The organism is Paracoccus gahaiensis (assembly GCF_005048225.1).
Classification (GTDB): Bacteria; Pseudomonadota; Alphaproteobacteria; order Rhodobacterales; family Rhodobacteraceae; genus Paracoccus; species Paracoccus gahaiensis.
Genome location: NZ_SUNI01000003.1, coordinates 37,925 through 58,230 on the forward strand (window position 1 = coordinate 37,925; position 20,306 = coordinate 58,230).

Below are 20,306 nucleotides of genomic sequence, written 5' to 3' on the forward strand. Positions count from 1 at the left end.
GATGACCACGCTGGACGGACTGGCCCAGGGGCTGGAGGTGGCGCTGCAGCCCTCGGTCCTGATCTACAGCCTGCTGGGTGCGGTGCTGGGCACACTGGTGGGCGTGCTGCCGGGCATCGGCGCGATGGCGGCGATCACGCTCTTGTTGCCGATCACCTATTACATCTCGTCCCAAGCGGCGCTGGTGATGCTGGCGGCGGTCTATTACGGCGCGCAATACGGCGGCGCGGTGGCCTCGATCCTGTTGCGCCTGCCGGGCACGCCGCAATCGGCGGTGACGACGCTGGACGGCTATCCGATGGCCCAGCAGGGCCGGGCGGGGGTGGCGCTGTTCACGGCGATGATCTCGTCCTTCGCGGGCTCGATGCTGGGGATCGTGATACTGGTCGTGCTGGCGGGCTGGCTGGGACAGCTGGCCACCAGCTTCGGGGCGGCGGAATACACGGCGATGATGGTCATGGGCCTGGTCGCGGCCTCGACCATCGGCGAGGGACGTCCTGCGAAAAGCCTGGCGATGGTGGTTCTGGGCCTGCTGCTGGGCTGCGTGGGCACCGATGTGAATTCCGGGGCGCAGCGCTTCACCTTCGGGCAGGTCCAGCTGATGGACGGCATCAACCTGGTCGCGCTGGCGATGGGCCTCTTCGGGCTGGCCGAGGTGATCGGCAACATCCGCAAGGCCGAACGCGACGGCCCGCCGCCGCGTGTCAGCCTGCGCCAGCTGGTCCCCGCCCGCGACGATGTGCGGCGCCTGTTCGCCCCCATCACGCGCGGCACGCTGCTGGGCGGGTTCTTCGGGGCGCTGCCGGGCACCGGCTCGACCATCTCGTCCTTCCTCAGCTATGCGATGGAGCGGCGCGTCGCCCGCCGGCCCGAGCGCTTCGGCAAGGGCGCGATCGAGGGCATCGCCGGGCCCGAGGCCGCCAACAACTCGGCCTCGATCACGGCCTTCGTGCCGACCCTGACCCTGGGCATCCCCGGCGATCCGATCATGGCCCTGATGCTGGGCGCGCTGGTCATCCATGGCATCCAGCCGGGCCCGATGATGCTGGAGGCCAATCCCGACATGTTCTGGGGGCTGGTCGTCAGCTTCGGCATCGGCAACTTGTTCCTGCTGATCCTGAACCTGCCGCTGATCGGGATCTGGGTGGCGATGCTGCGCATCCCGTTCCGCTGGCTTTATCCCGCGATCATCGTCTTCGTCTGCCTGGGGGTCTATTCGGTGCGCGGATCGACCTTCGACATCGTCATGGTCGCGGGCATCGGCGCCATCGGCTATGCGCTGTCGGTGGCGGCCTTCAGCCCGGCGCTGCTGCTGCTGGGCTTCGTGCTGGGCCCGCTGATCGAGACGAACCTGCGCCGCGCGCTGCTGATCTCGCGCGGGGACCCGATGATCTTCCTGGAGCGCCCGGTCGCCTGCGCCTTCGTCATCGCCACGCTGGCACTGCTGGCGCTGCCGCTGGTGGGGATGATCCGGGCGCGGCGGGCGGCGCGGGCCTGAGAACCGCCCGCCGGTCAGTCGATCCGGCGCAGCCCGTCCTGAAAGCGCTGCCGGTTGGCGACATAGCCCTCAGCCGATCGGCGCAGCTTCTCGATGGCGGCCGCGTCCAGCGCGCGCACGACCTTGCCGGGCGTGCCCATGACCAGCGAGCCGTCGGGGATCTCGCGCCCCTCGGGGATCAACGCCCCGGCCCCGATCAGGCAGTCCCGCCCGATCCGCGCGCCATTCAGCACGATGGCCCCCATGCCGATCAGGCTGTTGTCGCCGACCGAGCAGCCATGCACGATGGCCCGGTGCCCGATAGTCACGCCGCGCCCGATGGTGACCGGAAAGCCCGCGTCGGAATGGATCATCACCTGATCCTGGACATTGGTGTCCACGCCGATGTCCAGAAGCTCGTTGTCGCCGCGCAGCACGGCCCCGAACCAGATGCCGACATTCGCGCCAAGCCGGACATGCCCGATCACCCGCGCGCCGGGCGCGATCCAGCACGACCCGTCCGGGGCCAGTTCGGGGTGGCGGTCGTCCAGTGCGTACAGGCTCATGCGATCCTCCCTTGATCTCAGCCGATCTAAGGCCGCTTTCGGGCGTCATGCAAGGCGATGCGGATCCCGGGGCGCGCGGGCGGCGCTGGCCTTCGGGACGTGATGCCCTATAGAGGTCCCCGAACCGATCCCCCCCGCATTGAGGCCCGACCTTGGACATCCGACCCCTTCGTGCCGTCCCGGCCCCCGACACCTGCCGGGCGGCCACGCCTGCGGCCCCCTTGCGCGAGGGCGGGTGAATGGCATCCCCATCTGACCACGCCCGGCCCCGTCCGGCCAGATCGCCGCAGGAGCGGGCAAACCTTGTCGGCGCCCTGTGGATGATCACGGCCATGGCGCTGTTCGCCGTCGAGGATGCCTTCGTGAAGGGTGCCACCGACACGCTGCCGGTCGGGCAGGTGCTGATCCTCTTCGGAGCCGGGGGCGCGCTGGCCTTCGCCCTCATCGCGACCCTGTCGGGCGAGCGTCTGGTCACCCGCGACGTGGCCTCGCGGCCCATGCGCATCCGGGTGGTCTTCGAGATCATGGGGCGGCTCTTCTATGTGCTGGCGCTGGCGCTGATCCCGCTGTCGGCGGCGACGGTGATCCTGCAGGCGACGCCGATCGTCGTGGTCGCCGCCGCCGCGCTGCTGTTCGGGGAAAAGGTCGGCTGGCGCCGCTGGATCGCCATCGCGACCGGCATGGCCGGCGTGCTGGTCATCCTGCGCCCCGGCACCGAGGGCTTCTCGATGCTGTCCATCCTGGCGGTGGTGGGGATGCTGGGCTTTGCGGGCAGGGATCTGGCCAGCCGTGCGGCGCCTGTGTCGCTTGGCACCTCGGTGCTGGGGTTCTACGGCTTTCTGGCGATCGTGGCGGCGGGCGCGATCTTCTCGCTCTGGGACGGGGCGGGGATCGTGCGGCCTGAGCCTCTGGTCTGGGCCTTCGTGGCGGGGGCGGTGGCCAGCGGCGTTCTGGCCTATTCCTGCCTCATGAAGGCGATGCGCACGGGCGACGTGTCCGCCGTGACGCCGTTCCGCTATGTCCGCCTGCTGTTCGGCCTGGCTCTGGGCGTCGGGCTGTTCGGAGAGACGATCGACTTCTGGACCTGGATCGGCTCGGGCATGATCCTGCTGTCGGGCCTCTTCGTCATGTGGCGCACGCGGCCTCAGAGAAGGACGCCCCCGCAGCCGCAGGGACCAGCCTGATCGCGGGCCTCGGGAATGTCGCCGAGGTCAGGGAGATCGGTTGCGCGTGTTGCCGACTGGACCGGCGACGGGGCGGGTCTCGCTGTCACTGCGGGAGACCCGAGCCTGTCGATCGCCCGCGACGGCAGTGAGAGCGGAAAGGGTCGATGATTTTCTGCGCCACACCCTGCGCGGCGGCTTTCACCGACGGGACACGCCTCGTGCAACAGCTTGTGCACCTCCGCGGAAGGTTCAGGGATGGATCCTGCCGCCGCGGCAGGCGCAACGAGCGGCGCCGCACCGGACAGGTTGGCAGCGTCTGCGCAAAGGCCGACGCATGGATCCTGCCGCGCCGACGAGCGCGACGGGCAGCGCCGTATCGGACGGGTTGGCAGCCGGCGCCGCAGGCGACCCGTTCAAGGATCCTAGCATTGCATCAGAGACGCCGTCCTGCGGATCGAAAAAGGCAGCCCTGACCCTCTCGCTCAACGACAAAGGCCCCGCCGATCCGGCGGGGCCTCGTTCATCTCAGGCCAAGCGCCCTATTCGGCGGTCAGCAGCGGGGTCTTGGACTTGCCGATGCGGGGCGCGTCGGGGCCGGTGATGTCGAAGGCGGGCTTGTCGTCCTCGATCTTCACGCGCACCACGCCGCCCTTGGTCAGGCGACCGAACAGCAGTTCCTCGGCCAGGGGCTTCTTGATGCTCTCCTGGATCACCCGGCCCAGGGGGCGGGCGCCCATGCGGTCGTCGTAGCCCTTCTCGGCCAGCCAGTTGGCGGCCTCGGGGGTCAGTTCGATATGGACGTTGCGGTCCATCAGCTGAGCCTCCAGTTGAAGAACGAACTTCTCGACCACATGCACCACCACGTCGCGCGACAGCGGCGCGAAGCTGATGATCGCGTCCAGACGGTTGCGGAACTCGGGCGTGAAGGTCCGCTCGATCGCGGCCGTATCCTCGCCCTCGCGCCGGTCACGCCCGAAGCCGATAGCCGCTTTCGCCGCGTCCGCCGCCCCCGCATTCGAGGTCATGATGACGATCACGTTTCGGAAGTCCACCGCCCGGCCATTGTGGTCGGTCAGCCGCCCCGCATCCATGATCTGCAGCAGGATGTTGAAGACGTCGGGATGCGCCTTCTCGATCTCGTCCAGCAGCAGCACGCTGTGGGGATGCTGGTCGATGCCGTCGGTCAGAAGCCCGCCCTGATCGAAGCCGACATAGCCCGGAGGCGCGCCGATGAGACGGCTGACGGCGTGCTTCTCCATGTATTCCGACATGTCGAAGCGGATCAGCTCGACCCCCAGGCTGGCGGCCAGCTGCTTGGCCACCTCGGTCTTGCCGACGCCCGTGGGTCCGGCGAACAGATAGTTGCCGATGGGCTTCTCGGGCTCGCGCAACCCGGCGCGGGCCAGCTTGATCGCGCTGGACAGGGCCTCGATGGCATCGTCCTGACCGAAGACCACGCGCTTCAGCCCGGCATCCAGATCGCGCAGCACCTCGGCATCGTTCTTGCTGACGTTCTTGGGCGGGATGCGGGCGATCTTGGCCACGACGGCCTCGATCTCCTTCGGGCTGATCGTCTTGCGCCGCTTGCTTTCGGTCACCAGATGCTGGGCCGCGCCCGCCTCGTCGATCACGTCGATGGCGCTGTCGGGCAACTTGCGGTCGTTGATGTAGCGGCTGGCCAGCTCGACCGCCGACTTGATCGCGTCATTGGTATAGCGCAGGTCGTGATGCTTCTCAAAATGCGGCTTGAGCCCCATCAGGATCTTGACGGTATCGGGCACCGAGGGCTCGTTCACGTCGATCTTCTGGAACCGGCGGGCCAGGGCGCGGTCCTTCTCGAAATGCTGGCGGTATTCCTTGTAGGTGGTCGAGCCCATGCAGCGCAGCTTGCCCGCCGCCAGGGCGGGCTTGAGCAGGTTCGAGGCGTCCATCGCCCCGCCCGAGGTGGCGCCCGCGCCGATCACCGTATGGATCTCGTCGATGAAGAGGATCGCGTCGGGATGCGCCTCGAGTTCCTTGACCACGGCCTTCAGCCGCTCCTCGAAATCGCCGCGATAGCGGGTGCCGGCCAGCAGCGAGCCCATGTCCAGCGAGAAGATCGTGGCGCCGGCCAGCACCTCGGGGGTCTCGCCCCGGGTGATCTTCAGCGCCAGCCCCTCGGCGATGGCGGTCTTGCCCACGCCGGGATCGCCCACCAGCAGCGGGTTGTTCTTGCGCCGACGGCACAGGACCTGGATGGCGCGCTCCACCTCGGGCTCGCGGCCGATCAGCGGGTCCACGTCGCCCTTGCGGGACTTCACGTTCAGGTCGACGCAATACTTGCCGAGCGCGCTTTCGTCCTTGGATTCCTGCGCGGCCTCGGCCTGCTTCTGTTCGACCGGCTCCTCGGATCCGACGACCTTGCGGGGCTCGTTGAAGGAGGGGTTCTTGGCCACGCCATGCGCGATGAAGTTGACCGCGTCGTAACGGGTCATGTCCAGTTCCTGCAGGAAGAAGGCCGCGTTCGATTCGCGTTCCGCGAAGATGGCCACCAGCACGTTGGCGCCGGTCACCTCCTGGCGGCCCGAGCTTTGGACATGGATGGCGGCGCGCTGGATGACGCGCTGGAAGGCGGCCGTGGGCACCGCCTCGGAGCCTTCGACATCGGTGATCAGGGTGGAGAGGTCATCCTCGATGAAATCGACGAGGGTCTTGCGCAGCTCTTCCAGATCCACGTTGCAGGCCCGCATGACCTTGACCGCTTCCGGTTCCTCGGTCAGGGCCAGCAACAGATGTTCCAGCGTCGCAAGTTCATGTCGATGTTCGTTCGCCAGCGCGAGCGCTTGATGGATGGCCTGTTCCAGGGAGGTCGAGAAACTTGGCACGGGTCGTCTCCTGTCAGTCGGCTGGCGGTATGGGCCCGTTCGCGGCCCACCTGCCCAGACTGTCACGATGGTTTTAAGATTTGGTGGATTTCACCCGGCATCAAGTGGTTTCTCCCACATGTGCCACGTTTTTCCCCCGGTTGAGGCAGATGTGATATCGCGGCGCCCGCATTTCAAGCGGGGCGCCCCCGCAGCGCGCGGGTGCGACATCGCGGCGGGCCCCGGAACGGACATCAGAAATCGTCCTTCATGGCCCGCAGACGGGCGAAGACCTGGGCGTCGTCCGCTCCCTCCAGTCCAAGCAAGCTGCGCAGGGCGGCGACGCGCAGGAAGGGGTTGGTCGCGCGCTCGACCTCCAGCGTGGCGGGGGCGCAGGGGCTGCGGGCCTCGGCAATGTCGGCCAGCCGGTCCTGCAGGGCGGCATTGTCGGGATCGACAGACAAAGCGAAGGCGCCGTTGGCCGCGCAGTAGTCGTGGCCCGAGCAGATCAGCGTGTCGCCGGGCAGGGCATTGAGCCGCGACAGGCTGTCCCACATCATCGCCGGATCGCCCTCGAACAGCCGCCCGCAGCCCAGGGCCATCAGGCTGTCGGCGGTGAAGGCCATCGCGCTCTGCGGAAAATGGAAGGCGATGTGGCCGACCGTATGGCCCGACACGTCGAGGATGCCGACCGGCTCTCCCAGGATCTCCAGCGGCTCGCCGGGGCGCACGCGCAGGTCCAGGGGCGGCAGGCGCCCCGCATCGGCATCGGCGCCGATCACCTTGGCGCCGGTCGCCGCGACGATCTCGGCCACCGCCTGGATGTGGTCGTCATGGTGATGCGTCAAAAGGATCGCGTCCAGGCCCCAGCCCCGCGCCTCCAGCTCGGTCAGGATCGGCATGGCCTCGGGCGCATCGATCAGCACGGTGCCGCCCCCGCCATGCAGCAGATAGGCGTAGTTGTCCTTGAGGCAGCGCAGCGTGACCAGATCCAGCGGCATTGGCAAATCCTTCTCCTTGTGGTCACCTGAGCCTGTCAAACCCGGGACCCATGCGCAATGCACCATGACATCGACCAGCTGCGGCGCTTCTACTATCAGCGCGCGCTTGGCCGTGTGGTCCAGCGCATCCTGCGCGACCGGCTGACCGGGCGATGGGGTCCGGCCAGCGTGTCGGGCATGACGGTGGCGGGCTTCGGCTTCGCGGCGCCGATGCTGCGGCCCTATCTGTCGACCGCGCGGCGGGTGACGGCGCTGATGCCGGGGCCGCAGGGGGTGATGGGCTGGCCGGCGGGGCAGCCGAACCGCTCCGTCCTGTGCGACGAGACCGCCTGGCCGGTCGAGACCGGCAGCCTGGACCGGCTGGTCATGCTGCACGGGCTGGAGACCAGCGAGCATCCGCGCGAGCTGCTGGCCGAAGCCTGGCGCTGCCTGGGGCCGGGGGGGCGGATGATGGTGATGGCACCCAACCGCGCCGGGCTGTGGGCGGCCAGCGACCGCACGCCCTTCGGCTTTGGCCGGGCCTATACCACGGGCCAGATCGAGGCGCAGTTGCGACGGGCGGGGTTCCTGCCCGACTGGCACGGCAGCGCGGTCTATATCCCGCCCTCGGACCGGCGATTCTGGCTGCGCAGCGCCCAGTTCTGGGAACGCAGCGGCGCCCGCATCAGCCGGGTGCTGATCGCCGGCGTGATCCTGGTCGAACTGACCAAGCAGACCCGCGCGCCCATCGGTCCCGGCGTGCGCATCCACGTGCCCAGCCCGCGCGAGATCCTGGACGGCGTGGCGCGTCCGCGTCCGCGCGGCGCCCCGGTGGCGCCGGCGGGGCGAGTCGCTCAAGGCCCGGACGCGCCACCGAAATCGCCCTGACCCGGGCCATGACTCGGGATGGGGCGCCCGGTCCCGCCCGCCGGGGAACCTGGGGGGCGAAAGCGGTGTTAGCGCTGCCCGTGGCCGGTTTCCCTCAACCGGCCCCCTTTGGTCGCAAAGGCGTGTCTTAACCTGTCCTTGACGGTTGCCGGGGGTGAAATCACCTGCTAGAGACGCCCCAGATTTGCGCGCGACCCTCCAAAAGCCGCGCGACCGCGACCCGCACCCCGCGACAGACCAGGCAGACACGCCCGGCCCGCCAGCGGGGTTTGCGCAAACCGTAAAGGATGACCGTGGCCAACTCTGTTTCCATGTCCCACAGCATCGCCGGACGCTATGCGCAGGCGGTCTTCGAGATTGCGAAGGAAGAGGGCGGTCTTGACGCCCTGGCCACGCAGACCGCCGATCTGGATGCCGCGCTGACGGACAGCGCCCAGCTGCGCGACCTGATCGCCAGCCCGATCTATTCGCGCGACGACCAGGCCCGCGCCATCGGCGCGCTGGCCACGAAGATGAGCCTGTCGCCGGTGCTGGCCAACACGCTGCAGCTGATGGCCCGGAACCGCCGCCTGTTCGTGCTGCCGCAGCTGACCGCGCGCCTGGCCGAGCTGATCGCCACCGAGCGCGGCGAGATCACCGCGGATGTCACCAGCGCCATCGCGCTGACGGATGTCCAGGCGGATCGCCTGAAACAGACCCTGGCCGAGAAATCCGGCAAAAAGGTCAAGCTGAACACGCGCGTCGATGAGACCCTCATCGGCGGGATGATTGTCAAGTTGGGCTCGAAGATGATCGACAGTTCGGTCCGCTCGAAGCTCAGCTCCCTCCAGAATGTCATGAAAGAGGTCGGATAATGGGAATCCAGGCTGCCGAAATTTCGGCGATCCTCAAGGAGCAGATCAAGAACTTCGGCCAGGACGCCGAAGTTGCCGAAGTTGGTCAGGTCCTGTCCGTCGGTGACGGCATCGCGCGCGTCTATGGTCTGGACAATGTCCAGGCCGGCGAGATGGTCGAGTTCCCGGGCGGGATCCGCGGCATGGTGCTGAACCTCGAGACCGACAACGTCGGCATCGTGATCTTCGGCGACGACCGCACCATCAAGGAAGGCGACACCGTCAAGCGCACGCGCACGATCGTGGACGTTCCGGTGGGCAAGGCCCTGCTGGGCCGCGTCGTGGACGGCCTGGGCAATCCCATCGACGGCAAGGGCCCCATCGAGACGACCGAGCGTCGCGTCGCCGACATGAAGGCGCCGGGCATCATGCCGCGCAAGTCGGTGCACGAGCCGATGGCGACGGGCCTCAAGTCCGTGGACGCCATGATCCCGGTCGGCCGTGGCCAGCGCGAGCTGATCATCGGCGACCGCCAGACCGGCAAGACCGCCATCGCTCTGGACACCATCCTGAACCAGATGAGCTATAACGGCCGCGAGGCCGAGGGCATGAAGACCCTGCATTGCATCTATGTCGCGATCGGGCAGAAGCGCTCGACCGTGGCGCAGCTGGTCAAGAAGCTGGAAGAGACCGGCGCGATGGCCTACACGACCGTCGTCGCGGCCACCGCGTCCGACCCGGCGCCGATGCAGTTCCTGGCACCGTTCTCGGGTGCGGCCATCGGCGAATATTTCCGCGACAACGGCATGGATGCGCTGATCGTCTATGACGATCTGTCCAAGCAGGCTGTGGCCTACCGTCAGATGTCGCTGCTGCTGCGCCGTCCGCCCGGACGCGAAGCCTATCCCGGCGACGTGTTCTATCTGCACTCGCGCCTGCTGGAGCGGGCCTGCAAGCTGAACGAGGCCAACGGCTCGGGCTCGCTGACGGCGCTGCCGATCATCGAGACCCAGGCGGGCGACGTGTCGGCCTATATCCCGACCAACGTGATCTCGATCACCGACGGCCAGATCTTCCTGGAAACCGAACTGTTCTTCCAGGGCGTCCGTCCGGCCGTGAACACCGGTCTGTCGGTGTCGCGCGTGGGGTCGGCTGCCCAGACCAAGGCGATGAAATCCGTCGCCGGTCCGGTCAAGCTGGAACTGGCGCAGTACCGCGAGATGGCGGCCTTCGCCCAGTTCGGGTCGGATCTGGATGCCTCGACGCAGCGCCTGCTGAACCGCGGTGCCCGCCTGACCGAACTGATGAAACAGCCCCAGTATCGCCCCCTGACCACGGCCGAGATCGTCATCGTGATCTATGCCGGCACCAAGGGCTATATCGACAACGTGCCCGTCCGCGAGGTCGTGGCCTGGGAAGACGGTCTGCTTCAGTTCCTGCGCAGCCAGAAGACCGATCTGCTGGACGACATGACCCGCAACGACCGCAAGATTTCGGGCGAGCTGGAAGCGTCGATCAAGGCGGTGCTGGACGAATACAACCGCACCCGCGCCTGAAGGGGGATTAGATGCCCAGTCTGAAGGACCTGAAGAACCGGATCGGAAGCGTCAAGAACACGCGGAAGATCACCAAGGCGATGCAGATGGTCGCCGCCGCCAAACTGCGCCGTGCGCAGGAGGCGGCGGAAGCCGCGCGTCCCTATGCCGACCGCATGTCCGCCGTCATGGCCGGCCTGACCGCGAATGCGGCGGGCCAGTCGGGTGCGCCGCGCCTGCTGGCGGGCACGGGCGAGGACAAGCGTCACCTGCTGGTCGTGATGACGGCGGAACGCGGTCTGGCGGGGGGCTTCAACAGCTCGATCGTCAAGCTGGCGCGCCTCCATGCCGAACGCCTGCGCGGCGAGGGCAAGGAGGTCGCCATCCTGACCGTCGGCAAGAAGGGCCGCGAGCAGCTCAAGCGTGACTATGGCAAGCTGTTTGTCCATCACGTCGATCTGTCCGAGGTCAAGCGCATGGGCTATGACACCGCGCGCGGCATCAGCGACGAGGTGCTGGCGCGGTTCGAGACCGGCGATTTCGACGTGGCGACGATCTTCTACAACCGCTTCGAATCGGTGATCAGCCAGATCCCGACCGCGCGCCAGATCATCCCGGCCGAGGTGCCCGAAGGGGCCACCGCGAACGCGCTGTATGATTACGAGCCCGGCGAAGAGGAATTGCTGGCGGAACTGCTGCCGCGATCCGTCGCGACGCAGATCTTTGCCGCCCTTCTGGAAAACGCGGCGTCCGAACAGGGCGCGCGGATGAGTGCCATGGACAACGCCACGCGCAACGCGGGCGACATGATCGACCGACTGACGATGCAGTACAACCGCTCGCGTCAGGCAGCGATCACCACGGAGCTGATCGAAATCATTGCGGGCGCCGAGGCGCTCTGACCGTAAAGCAAAGGTGACAACATGGCAGAGGCCACTGGTAAAATCACGCAGGTGATCGGCGCCGTCGTCGACGTGCAGTTCGGGGACACGCTGCCGGCGATCCTGAACGCGCTGGTGACTCAGAACAACGGCAAGAAGCTGGTGCTGGAGGTTGCCCAGCATCTGGGCGAGAACACCGTCCGCACCATCGCCATGGACGCGACCGAAGGTCTGGTCCGCGGCGAGGCCGTGACGGATACCGGCAACCCGATCATGGTGCCGGTGGGCGACGTGACGCTTGGCCGCATCCTGAACGTCATCGGCGAGCCGGTGGACGAAGGCAGCCCGCTGGCGGCATCGGAAACCCGTGCCATCCACCAGCCGGCGCCCGATTTCGCGGCGCAGGCGACCAGCTCGGAGATCCTGGTGACCGGCATCAAGGTCATCGACCTGCTGGCGCCCTATTCCAAGGGCGGCAAGATCGGCCTGTTCGGCGGTGCCGGCGTGGGCAAGACGGTTCTGATCATGGAACTGATCAACAACATCGCCAAGGTGCACTCGGGCTATTCCGTGTTCGCGGGCGTCGGTGAACGCACCCGCGAAGGCAACGACCTGTATCACGAGATGGTCGAATCGGGCGTCATCGTCCCCGACAATCTGTCGGAATCGAAGGTGGCGCTGGTCTATGGCCAGATGAACGAGCCGCCGGGTGCCCGCATGCGCGTCGCCCTGACCGGTCTGACGCTGGCGGAACAGTTCCGCGACGCCTCGGGCACGGACGTTCTGTTCTTCGTGGACAACATCTTCCGCTTCACGCAGGCCGGGTCCGAAGTGTCGGCCCTGCTGGGTCGCATCCCCTCCGCCGTGGGCTATCAGCCGACGCTGGCGACCGACATGGGCGTCATGCAGGAACGCATCACCTCGACCAAGAAGGGCTCGATCACCTCGATCCAGGCCGTCTATGTTCCGGCCGATGACCTGACCGACCCTGCGCCGGCCACGACCTTCGCCCACCTGGATGCGACGACCAACCTGTCGCGCGCCATCTCGGAACTGGGCATCTATCCGGCCGTGGACCCGCTGGACAGCTCGTCGCGTCTGATGGACCCGCAGATCCTGGGCGAAGAGCATTACAACGTCGCGCGCGCCGTTCAGGGCATCCTGCAGAAGTACAAGTCGCTGCAGGACATCATCGCGATCCTGGGCATGGACGAGCTGTCCGAAGAGGACAAGCTGACCGTGACCCGGGCGCGCAAGATCCAGCGCTTCCTGTCGCAGCCCTTCGACGTGGCCAAGGTCTTCACCGGCTCCGACGGCATTCAGGTGCCGCTGGAAAAGACCATCGCCTCGTTCAAGGCGGTTGTCGCGGGCGAGTATGATCACCTGCCCGAGGGCGCCTTCTACATGGTCGGCGACATCGAGGACGTGAAGGCCAAGGCGCAGCGCCTTGCCGCCGAAGCCGCGTAAGGGGACCTAGATGGCCGATACCATGCAGTTCGACCTCGTGTCGCCGGAACGGAGCCTCGCCTCCGTTCCCGTGCGCGAGGTCCGCCTGCCGGGCAATGACGGCGATCTGACCGCCATGCCCGGCCATGCGCCCACGATCGTGACCCTGCGTCCCGGCATGGTCATCCTGGTCGGTGCCGATGGCACCACCAGCGAGTTCGCCGTGACCGGCGGCTTTGCCGAGATCAACGCCGACAGCGTCAGCCTGCTGGCCGAGCGCGGTCACCCGCGCGCGGAGATCACGCAGGAGGTCTTCAACGACATGATGTCCGAGGCCCATCGCGGCCACCGCTCGGCGCAGGACCGGCGCGAGCATGTCGGCGGAGAGGTGGTGACCGCCGCCGTCAAACTCTTGGGCGACATGCAGGCGCTTGGCACGCAGATCGGGCTGGATCCGAACCAGTCCACCGTTCCGGACTGATCGCGGACCGGCTGATCACAAGGAAGGCACTGACAGATTGCGGGGCCCCGGCATTGCGCCGGGGCCTTTCCTTTGCGGCCCGGGCTGGGCTAGACCACATTGATCTTCATACCCAAGACGGGGGCCAGGGGCGCGTTCATGCTGCGATTCACCAGAAACGAGATCGGCGTCTGCCAGGGAGAGCTGGGGCTGGTCGCCGATTTCGACACCCAAGGCCCGATGTGGACCGACGAGGGCGAGCGCGAGATCCGCAGCCCGGTCAGGTATTCCGAGCGGTTCCTGATGCCCCCGGCCGTGCAGCTGTCGGCCAGCATGTGGGATCTGGACAGCAGCCGGAACCTGCGGGGCAACCTGCGGGCCGAGAATGTCACCGCCTCGGGCTTTGACGCGGTGTTCCAGACCTGGGGCGACACCCGCGTCGGCCGGCTGCGCGTCACCTGGATGGCGATCGGCGTGCTGCCCGACGAGCAGGACTTCACCCTCTAGCTGCGATCCAGCCCTCTAGCTGCGGTCAAGATTGACCGCGATCAGGCCCGCCACCTGGGCGGGATGGGTCAGCGGCGCCATGTGGCCCGCGCCGGGCACGCTGGCGCGCCCGACATCGGGCAGCCGTGCGGCCAGCGCATCGGTGACGGCGCGGATGACCCCGGGGCTGCGGTCCCCTTGGATCAGCAGGACCGGCGCCCCGATCTGTTCCAGCCCGCCCGGCCGCAGGATCCGCGCGCTGTCATGGCGCAGCGCGTCCTGGGTGGCGGCGACCAGACGGATCTGCCGGGTCACCTGCGCGCGGGCCGGGGCCGGCATCTGTGCCAGCTCCTGCGCGCGCCATATGGCCAGGAAGGCCGCCGCAGCCTCGTCATCCCGCCCCTGATCCAGCAGCTCGGCCATCTCGCGGTCACGGGCATCCTGCGCGGCGTCCGGGCTGGCGGCGAACAGCACCGGCTCGATCAGGGTCAGGCTGCGCACCGCCTCGGGGGCGGCCACGGCGATGCGCAGGGCCACCGTCGCGCCGAAGCTGTGGCCGATCAGGTCAAGGGGCCGGTCGATCATCGCGGCGGCCAGCCGGGTGACGGCGGTGTGATAGTCGGGCGCATCCTCTTGCGGCAGCCAGGCATCGCTGCGCCCGTGGCCCGGCATGTCGAAGCCGCGCAGATCGACCCGTCCCTCCAGCCCGGCGGCAATGCCCCCCCAGGCCGAGCCGCTGCCCATCATGCAATGCAGCGCCAATGCGGGCCGGTCGGGATCGCCGGGCCAGTGGCGCAGGTGAAGCCCGCTCATGCCCCGGCCAGATGCCGGTCCAGGAAGTCCAGCCGGTCCTGACCCCAGAAGCGCTGCTTCGTCTCGCGCACCACATAGAAGGGCGCGCCGAAGGCGCCGGCCTGAACCGCATCCTCGAGATTGCGGCCATAGGTCTCGGCGCCCACGAACAGGCCCTTGTCGGCCAAGGCCGGGTCGAAGCCGCTGGCGCCCAGCAGGTCCCGGATCACCGCGTCGTCGCTGATGTCGCGCTGATCGGCCCAGACCGCGCGCAGGATGGCCTGCACCAGCCCGGCCAGATCGCCGCCGCCCGCCGCCTGCGCCGCGATGATCGCATAGGACGAGGGCGCCATGTTCACCGGCCAATGCGCGGGTTTCAGGTTCAGGGGCAGGCCCAGATACGCGGCCCATCGCGGCAGCTCCTGGGCGCGATACTCCATCCGGCTGGCATGGCGGTCGGCGGGACGGATGCCGCCGGTGCGGTCGAACAGCTGCAGCAGGTCCAGCGGCCTGTAGGTGATCTGCGCGCCGTGGCGGGCGGCGATCTCCTCCAGCCGGTTGCCCGCCAGATAGCACCACGGGCTGATCGTCCCCAGATAATAGTCGATATGAGCCATGGGTTTGTCCTTCTTGGTTGGCCGCAGGCTAGCCCGGTGCTAAGGCAACCGCAATCGGACGCAACCCGCCAAAGGCCCGCCCCCATGCCCGTCATGACCGAACCCAAGCTGATCTCCGGCAATGCCAACCGACCCCTGGCCCAGTCCATCGCCCGCCGCATGTCCCTGCATCGCGGGATGAGCGTCAGCCTGCTGGACGCCCGCGTCGAGCGGTTCAACGATGCCGAGATCTTCGTCGAGGTCTATGAGAACGTCCGCGGCGAGGACATGTACATCATCCAGCCGACCTCGAATCCGGCCAATGACAACCTGATGGAGCTGCTGGTCATCGTCGATGCGCTCAAGCGGTCCTCGGCCGCGCGCATCACCGCGGTGATCCCCTATTTCGGCTATGCCCGCCAGGATCGCCGCGCCAAGGCGCGCACGCCGATCAGCGCCAAGCTGGTGGCCAACCTGATGACCACGGCCGGGATCGACCGCGTGCTGACGCTGGACCTGCACGCGACGCAGATCCAGGGCTTCTTCGACATCCCCGTGGACAACCTCTATGCCGCGCCGGTCTTCGCGCTGGACGTCAAGCACCACTTCAAGGGCCGGTTGGCCGACCTGATGGTCGTCTCGCCCGATGTGGGTGGCCTGGCGCGGGCGCGCGAGCTGGCCACCCGGATCGGTGCGCCGCTGGCCATCGTCGACAAGCGTCGCGAGAAGGCCGGAGAGGTCGCCGAGATGACGGTCATCGGCGACGTGTCCGGCAAGACCTGCATCATCGTCGACGACATCTGCGACACGGCCGGCACCCTGTGCAAGGCAGCCCAGACCCTGACCGACAGCGGCGCCACCGAGGTCCACGCCTATATCACCCATGGCGTGCTGTCCGGCCCGGCGGTCGAGCGGGTGGCGGCCTCGGTGATGAAATCGCTGGTCATCACCGATTCGATCCAGCCGACCGATGCGGTCAGGTCCGCGCCCAACATCCGCATCGTGCCGACCGCGCCGATGTTCACGCAGGCCGTCCTGAACATCTGGAACGGCACCTCGGTCAGCAGCCTGTTCGAGACGGACACGCTGCTGCCGATCTATGAGGGCCTGTACTCGCCCCTCTGAGGGCGGTGCCCGGTGTGCCTGCCGGATGCCTCCGGCGGGGATATTTTTGCCAAGATGAATGGGTCAGAGCGCCCGCCAGCCGATGTCGCGGCGGCAGAAGCCCTGCGGCCAGTCGATCGCGTCGACGAGGGCATAGGCGCGCTCATGCGCCTCGGCCAGGGTCGCGCCGCGCCCGGTGCAGCCGAGGACCCGCCCGCCCGTGGCGACGATCGCCCCGTCCGCCTCGGCAGTTCCGGCATGGAAGGTCATCTGGAACGAAGTCTCGGGTAGCTGCTGCAGGCCGGAGATGCGGCTGCCCTTGTCATAGGCGCCGGGATAGCCTTGGGCGGCCATCACCACGGTCAGGGCGTGATCGTCGGCCCAGACCACCTGCGCCTCGGCCAGCCGTTCCTCGGCGCAGGCCAGCAGCAGGTCCAGGATCTGCGCGCCGAGCCGCATCATCAGCGCCTGGCATTCCGGATCGCCGAAGCGGACATTGTATTCCACCAGCCGCGCCTGTCCGCCCTGGATCATCAGCCCGGCATAGAGGACCCCCTGGAACGGCATGCCGCGCCGCGCCATCTCGGCGATGGTCGGGCGGACGATCCGCGCCATCACCTGATCCTGCAGCGCGGGCGTTAGCACCGGGGCGGGGCTGTAGGCGCCCATGCCGCCGGTATTGGGGCCGCTGTCGCCCTCGCCCACGCGCTTGTGGTCCTGCGCGGTGCCGATGGGCAGGCAGTCGGTGCCGTCCGAGAGGATGAAGAAGCTGGCCTCCTCGCCCTCCATGAACTCCTCGACGACCACGGACATCTCGCCGAAGGCGCCCTCGAAGATGGCGTCGATCGCGGCATGGGCCTCGGCCAGCGTCATGGCGACTGTGACGCCCTTGCCGGCGGCCAGCCCGTCGGCCTTGATCACGATGGGGGCGCCCTGGGCCGTCACGTAATCGCGGGCGGGGGCCCCTTCGGTGAACTGTGCCCAGGCCGCGGTGGGGGCGCCGCAGGCATCGCAGATCTCCTTTGTGAAGGCCTTGGAGGCCTCCAGCTGCGCCGCCGCCTGGCTGGGGCCGAAGACCAGGATGCCCGCGTCGCGCAGCGCATCCGAGACGCCGGCGGCCAGCGGCGCCTCGGGTCCGACGACCACGAAGTCGATGGCGTTCTCCTGCACGAATTCCAGCACCTCGGCCCGCGACAGCACGTCCAGATCGGCGCAGTCGGCCACCCCCGCGATGCCCGCATTGCCCGGCGCCACGATCAGCCGGTCGCATTTCGGGTTCTGCCGGATGGCCCAGGCCAGCGCATGTTCGCGCCCGCCGCCGCCCAGGATCAGGATATTCATCTGCCGCCCTTTCGCTTGACCTTGCGGCGTTCTAGTCTGGGGCGGTGAAGGGAACAAGCCGCATGGATCTGCTGGACGACGACATCGAGGACGCCCCCGAACCGGGCAGCAACGCGCATGAGTTCACCGTCTCGGAACTGTCGGGCGCGGTCAAGCGCAGCATCGAGGACCAGTTCGGCCGCGTCCGCGTCCGGGCCGAGGTGGGGCGCGTGTCGCGGCCCGGCTCGGGCCATCTGTATTTCGACCTCAAGGACGACCGCGCCGTGCTGGCCGCCGTCACCTGGAAGGGCCAGGCCGCGCGCCTGATCCAGCGCCCCGAGGAGGGGATGGAGATCATCGCCACCGGCCGGCTGACGACCTTCCCGGGCCAGTCGAAATACCAGATGATCGTCGACCAGATCGAGCCCGCCGGCGCCGGGGCGCTGATGGCCATGCTGGACCGCCGCCGCAAGGCGCTGGCCGCCGAGGGACTGTTCGACCAGGACCGCAAGCGCCCGCTGCCCTTCCTGCCCCGGGTGATCGCGGTGGTGACCTCGCCCTCGGGCGCGGTGATCCGCGACATCCTGCACCGTCTGCGCGACCGCTTTCCGACCCATGTGCTGATCTGGCCCGTGGCCGTGCAGGGCGAGGGCTGCGCGCCCCAGGTCAGCGCCGCCATCCGCGGCTTGAACGCGCTGGCCCCGGGCGGGCCGGTCCCGCGTCCCGACCTGATCATTGTCGCGCGGGGCGGCGGCAGCCTCGAGGATCTGTGGGGCTTCAACGAAGAGGCCGTGGTGCGCGCGGCGGCCGACAGTGCCATTCCTCTGATCTCGGCGGTGGGGCACGAGACCGACACGACCCTGATCGACTTCGCCGCAGACCGTCGCGCCCCCACGCCCACGGCGGCGGCCGAGATGGCGGTGCCGGTCCGCGCCGATCTGGCCGCGCGTCTGGCCGAGGCGGGCGCCCGCATGGCCCGCAGCCAGGCCCAGGGCCTGCAGCGACCCCGGCAGCGCCTGCGCGATCTGGCCCGGGCGATGGGTCGCCCCTCGGCACTGACCGACGGGGCCCGCCAGCGCCTGGACCTGCAGGGCGCGCGGCTGGAGCCGGCGCTGCGCCAGACGGTGCGGGCGCGGCGCGACCGGCTGGCGGGGCGCCCGATGCCGGCGGCCACGCTGCGCCAGTTCACGGCGGCCAAGCGCCACGGGCTGGACCGCGCCGCGACCCGGCTCGACATGGCCCGTGCCCGCCGCCTTGACCGTCCCCGCGACCGGCTGAGCCATCTGCAGGAACGGCTGGACAGTTCGCTCCGGCGTGTGGAGGCCACGGCCCGCCGCGCCATCGTCACGCAGCATGCCAGGCTGGCCGAGCTTGATCTGCGCCTTGTGGCGGGCCTGCGCCGGGGGCAGGTGCAGCGCCAGGAGGCCATCGAAAGGCTCGACCGGATGCGCCTCTCGCTCGGTCCCGAAGAGACCCTGCAGCGGGGTTTCGTGATCGTGCGCGGTCCCGACAAGCGCGTCATCACCTCGCCCGAGGCCGCCGCGCAGGCGCCCCGGCTGGACCTGCACTTCGCGGGCGACCGGCATGTCGCGGTCCGCCCCGAGGGCGCTCCCGACAAGCCCCGGCGCCGCAAGCCCGCCCCGCCGGACCAGAAGACCCTCATCTGACCTGCAGCGGTCCGGAAATATCCCACGGGGGTCCGGGGGTGTGAAACCCCCGGTCCGCCCTCGCCGTCAAAGCGGCTTCGGACGCAGCGCCAGCCAGATCAGCGCCGCCCCGGCCAGCACCAGCAGGGGCAGCATCGACAGGTTCACCGCGTTCCAGCCCGCCTGCACCGATCCGCCCGAACAGTTCATCAGCCCTCCCGAGGACAGCGAGGCCAGGAACACCCCCCCGAACACGATCAGATCGTTGGTCCCCTGGACGCGACCCCGTTCCTCGGGGGCATGGGCGCGGGTCAGCATGGTGGTGGCGCCGATATAGCCGAAGTTCCAGCCGATCCCCAGAAGGATCAGGGTGAGGTAGAACTGCGGCAGCTCCACCCCCGTCAGCGCGACGGTCCCGGCGGCGGCCAGGATCGCCAGGCCGATGCCCACGATCGGCTCGGCCCCGAAGCGGGCGATCAGATGGCCGGTGACGAAGCTGGGCGCGAACATCGCCAGCACATGGGCGCTGACGATATTGGCCGCGTCCGAGGTCGCGAAGCCGCAGCCCACCACCGCCAGCGGGGTCGAGGTCATCACCAGGTTCATCAGCGCATAGGACACCGTCCCGCAGATCATCGCCACCGCGATGGCCGGGCTGCGCAGGATCTGCCCCATCGGGCGCCCCGCGGGGTCGCTGTCCTGCCGGGTAGGCGGGGTGGGGATGTCTAGGAAGGCGAAGAGGAACGGCCCGGTCAGGTTCAGCGCGATCACCGCCAGATAGGTGGCCAGGAACGGCACCACGGTCAGCTCGCTGGTCATCCGCACCAGCGCCGGGCCGATGATCGCGGCCGCCAGCCCCCCCGCCATCACCCAGGAGATCGCGCGCGGCGCATAATCCTCGGGCGCGGTGTCGGTGGCGGCGAAGCGGTAGAAGCCCTGCGCCGACATGTAGGTGCCGGTCAGCATGGACCCTGCCGTGAACAGCCAGAACGACCCCACCCACAGCCCCGCCGCCGCCACGGCGGCCCCCAGGGCGCCCGCGACCACGGCCAGCAGGAACCCCGCCTGCCGCCCGCGCGCCTGCATGAAGCGCGCCAGCGGCCGGGCCGACAGGGCCGAGCCCAGGATGATCATCGACAAAGGCAGGGTCACCAGGCAGGGATGGGGGGACAGGATCTGCCCCGCCAGCCCGCCGATGATGAAGATGACCGACATCTGCGCGCCCAGGATCGCCTGCGCCAGCACAAGGACGATGGTGTTGCGGCGCGCCCGGGCCAGGTCGGTCAT

General features: G+C 68.6%; 18 protein-coding genes. 11 read left to right on the forward strand and 7 right to left on the reverse strand.

Annotated features, from left to right (window positions below; genetic code table 11):
* Window position 1: 1 nt before the first annotated feature.
* Entirely contained in the window at window positions 2-1,498 is a 1,497-nt protein-coding gene (locus FA743_RS04890; RefSeq protein WP_136884773.1) for a tripartite tricarboxylate transporter permease, read from the forward strand.
* Between the two features lie 14 nt (window positions 1,499-1,512).
* Here FA743_RS04890 and FA743_RS04895 read toward each other — a convergent pair whose 3' ends face one another.
* On the reverse strand, window positions 1,513-2,043 hold the full coding sequence (locus FA743_RS04895; RefSeq protein ID WP_136884774.1) for a gamma carbonic anhydrase family protein: 531 nt from the start codon (window positions 2,041-2,043) through the stop codon (window positions 1,513-1,515).
* Window positions 2,044-2,282: 239 nt separating this feature from the next.
* Here FA743_RS04895 and FA743_RS04900 point away from each other — a divergent pair, with 239 nt between their 5' ends.
* Complete coding sequence (locus FA743_RS04900) at window positions 2,283-3,227, forward strand: DMT family transporter (protein ID WP_281281764.1); 945 nt, start codon at window positions 2,283-2,285, stop codon at window positions 3,225-3,227.
* A 521-nt stretch (window positions 3,228-3,748) separates the two neighbouring features.
* Here the strand turns inward: FA743_RS04900 and clpA are convergent.
* Both clpA and gloB read right to left on the reverse strand, forming a co-directional pair.
* Window positions 3,749-6,073: an ATP-dependent Clp protease ATP-binding subunit ClpA gene (gene clpA / locus FA743_RS04905; RefSeq protein ID WP_136884775.1), complete on the reverse strand. Its 2,325-nt coding sequence runs from the start codon at window positions 6,071-6,073 to the stop codon at window positions 3,749-3,751.
* Between the two features lie 233 nt (window positions 6,074-6,306).
* The gene (gene gloB, locus FA743_RS04910) at window positions 6,307-7,053 is read right to left on the reverse strand and encodes a hydroxyacylglutathione hydrolase (RefSeq protein WP_136884776.1); all 747 of its coding nucleotides are present in this window, start codon (window positions 7,051-7,053) and stop codon (window positions 6,307-6,309) included.
* A 57-nt stretch (window positions 7,054-7,110) separates the two neighbouring features.
* Here gloB and FA743_RS04915 point away from each other — a divergent pair, with 57 nt between their 5' ends.
* The 7 genes from FA743_RS04915 (at window position 7,111) to FA743_RS04945 (ending at window position 13,582) form a co-directional block, all read left to right on the forward strand.
* Window positions 7,111-7,920, forward strand: a complete 810-nt coding sequence (locus FA743_RS04915) for a class I SAM-dependent methyltransferase (RefSeq protein ID WP_136884777.1) — start codon at window positions 7,111-7,113, stop codon at window positions 7,918-7,920.
* 287 nt (window positions 7,921-8,207) lie between these two features.
* Window positions 8,208-8,774 (forward strand): F0F1 ATP synthase subunit delta, encoded by a 567-nt coding sequence (locus FA743_RS04920; RefSeq protein WP_136884778.1) that lies wholly within the window; start codon window positions 8,208-8,210, stop codon window positions 8,772-8,774.
* On the forward strand, window positions 8,774-10,309 hold the full coding sequence (gene atpA, locus FA743_RS04925; RefSeq protein ID WP_136884779.1) for a F0F1 ATP synthase subunit alpha: 1,536 nt from the start codon (window positions 8,774-8,776) through the stop codon (window positions 10,307-10,309). The genes FA743_RS04920 and atpA overlap by 1 nt, the downstream gene beginning before the upstream one ends.
* An 11-nt stretch (window positions 10,310-10,320) precedes the next feature.
* Window positions 10,321-11,190 carry a F0F1 ATP synthase subunit gamma gene (locus FA743_RS04930; protein WP_136884780.1) on the forward strand — a complete coding sequence of 290 codons (870 nt, stop codon included), beginning with the start codon at window positions 10,321-10,323 and terminating at the stop codon, window positions 11,188-11,190.
* A gap of 21 nt (window positions 11,191-11,211) precedes the next feature.
* Entirely contained in the window at window positions 11,212-12,636 is a 1,425-nt protein-coding gene (gene atpD / locus FA743_RS04935; RefSeq protein WP_136884781.1) for a F0F1 ATP synthase subunit beta, read from the forward strand.
* A 10-nt stretch (window positions 12,637-12,646) separates the two neighbouring features.
* Window positions 12,647-13,096 carry a F0F1 ATP synthase subunit epsilon gene (locus FA743_RS04940; protein WP_136884782.1) on the forward strand — a complete coding sequence of 150 codons (450 nt, stop codon included), beginning with the start codon at window positions 12,647-12,649 and terminating at the stop codon, window positions 13,094-13,096.
* Between the two features lie 138 nt (window positions 13,097-13,234).
* Complete coding sequence (locus tag FA743_RS04945) at window positions 13,235-13,582, forward strand: H-type lectin domain-containing protein (protein ID WP_136884783.1); 348 nt, start codon at window positions 13,235-13,237, stop codon at window positions 13,580-13,582.
* A 15-nt stretch (window positions 13,583-13,597) separates the two neighbouring features.
* Here FA743_RS04945 and FA743_RS04950 read toward each other — a convergent pair whose 3' ends face one another.
* Window positions 13,598-14,374 (reverse strand): alpha/beta fold hydrolase, encoded by a 777-nt coding sequence (locus FA743_RS04950; RefSeq protein ID WP_136884784.1) that lies wholly within the window; start codon window positions 14,372-14,374, stop codon window positions 13,598-13,600.
* A complete protein-coding gene (locus tag FA743_RS04955; protein WP_136884785.1) occupies window positions 14,371-14,970 on the reverse strand; it encodes a 2-hydroxychromene-2-carboxylate isomerase in 600 nt (199 codons plus the stop codon). Before FA743_RS04955 ends, FA743_RS04950 begins: the two co-directional genes overlap by 4 nt.
* An 84-nt stretch (window positions 14,971-15,054) precedes the next feature.
* Between FA743_RS04955 and FA743_RS04960 the strand changes: the two genes are divergently transcribed.
* Window positions 15,055-16,074, forward strand: a complete 1,020-nt coding sequence (locus tag FA743_RS04960; RefSeq protein WP_136884786.1) for a ribose-phosphate pyrophosphokinase — start codon at window positions 15,055-15,057, stop codon at window positions 16,072-16,074.
* Window positions 16,075-16,137: 63 nt separating this feature from the next.
* Here the strand turns inward: FA743_RS04960 and purD are convergent, their stop codons facing one another.
* Window positions 16,138-17,394, reverse strand: coding sequence for a phosphoribosylamine--glycine ligase (gene purD, locus FA743_RS04965; protein ID WP_136884787.1), 1,257 nt, complete (start codon window positions 17,392-17,394; stop codon window positions 16,138-16,140).
* A 62-nt stretch (window positions 17,395-17,456) separates the two neighbouring features.
* Between purD and xseA the strand changes: the two genes are divergently transcribed.
* The gene (xseA, locus tag FA743_RS04970) at window positions 17,457-19,040 is read left to right on the forward strand and encodes an exodeoxyribonuclease VII large subunit (protein WP_136884788.1); all 1,584 of its coding nucleotides are present in this window, start codon (window positions 17,457-17,459) and stop codon (window positions 19,038-19,040) included.
* A gap of 66 nt (window positions 19,041-19,106) precedes the next feature.
* Here the strand turns inward: xseA and FA743_RS04975 are convergent, their stop codons facing one another.
* Complete coding sequence (locus FA743_RS04975; protein ID WP_136884789.1) at window positions 19,107-20,306, reverse strand: MFS transporter; 1,200 nt, start codon at window positions 20,304-20,306, stop codon at window positions 19,107-19,109.

What these genes read in the sequence shown, in the direction of transcription:
- FA743_RS04945 (WP_136884783.1), top strand. Translation starts at nt 13,235, where the DNA reads ATGCTGCGATTCACCAGAAACGAGATCGGCGTCTGCCAGGGAGAGCTG.
- atpA (WP_136884779.1), top strand. Translation starts at nt 8,774, where the DNA reads ATGGGAATCCAGGCTGCCGAAATTTCGGCGATCCTCAAGGAGCAGATC.
- FA743_RS04975 (WP_136884789.1), bottom strand. Translation starts at nt 20,306, where the DNA reads ATGACCGACCTGGCCCGGGCGCGCCGCAACACCATCGTCCTTGTGCTG.
- FA743_RS04900 (WP_281281764.1), top strand. Translation starts at nt 2,283, where the DNA reads ATGGCATCCCCATCTGACCACGCCCGGCCCCGTCCGGCCAGATCGCCG.
- FA743_RS04930 (WP_136884780.1), top strand. Translation starts at nt 10,321, where the DNA reads ATGCCCAGTCTGAAGGACCTGAAGAACCGGATCGGAAGCGTCAAGAAC.
- FA743_RS04915 (WP_136884777.1), top strand. Translation starts at nt 7,111, where the DNA reads ATGCACCATGACATCGACCAGCTGCGGCGCTTCTACTATCAGCGCGCG.
- gloB (WP_136884776.1), bottom strand. Translation starts at nt 7,053, where the DNA reads ATGCCGCTGGATCTGGTCACGCTGCGCTGCCTCAAGGACAACTACGCC.
- FA743_RS04940 (WP_136884782.1), top strand. Translation starts at nt 12,647, where the DNA reads ATGGCCGATACCATGCAGTTCGACCTCGTGTCGCCGGAACGGAGCCTC.
- xseA (WP_136884788.1), top strand. Translation starts at nt 17,457, where the DNA reads ATGGATCTGCTGGACGACGACATCGAGGACGCCCCCGAACCGGGCAGC.
- purD (WP_136884787.1), bottom strand. Translation starts at nt 17,394, where the DNA reads ATGAATATCCTGATCCTGGGCGGCGGCGGGCGCGAACATGCGCTGGCC.
- FA743_RS04890 (WP_136884773.1), top strand. Translation starts at nt 2, where the DNA reads ATGACCACGCTGGACGGACTGGCCCAGGGGCTGGAGGTGGCGCTGCAG.
- FA743_RS04960 (WP_136884786.1), top strand. Translation starts at nt 15,055, where the DNA reads ATGCCCGTCATGACCGAACCCAAGCTGATCTCCGGCAATGCCAACCGA.
- FA743_RS04895 (WP_136884774.1), bottom strand. Translation starts at nt 2,043, where the DNA reads ATGAGCCTGTACGCACTGGACGACCGCCACCCCGAACTGGCCCCGGAC.
- FA743_RS04950 (WP_136884784.1), bottom strand. Translation starts at nt 14,374, where the DNA reads ATGAGCGGGCTTCACCTGCGCCACTGGCCCGGCGATCCCGACCGGCCC.
- atpD (WP_136884781.1), top strand. Translation starts at nt 11,212, where the DNA reads ATGGCAGAGGCCACTGGTAAAATCACGCAGGTGATCGGCGCCGTCGTC.
- FA743_RS04920 (WP_136884778.1), top strand. Translation starts at nt 8,208, where the DNA reads ATGACCGTGGCCAACTCTGTTTCCATGTCCCACAGCATCGCCGGACGC.
- FA743_RS04955 (WP_136884785.1), bottom strand. Translation starts at nt 14,970, where the DNA reads ATGGCTCATATCGACTATTATCTGGGGACGATCAGCCCGTGGTGCTAT.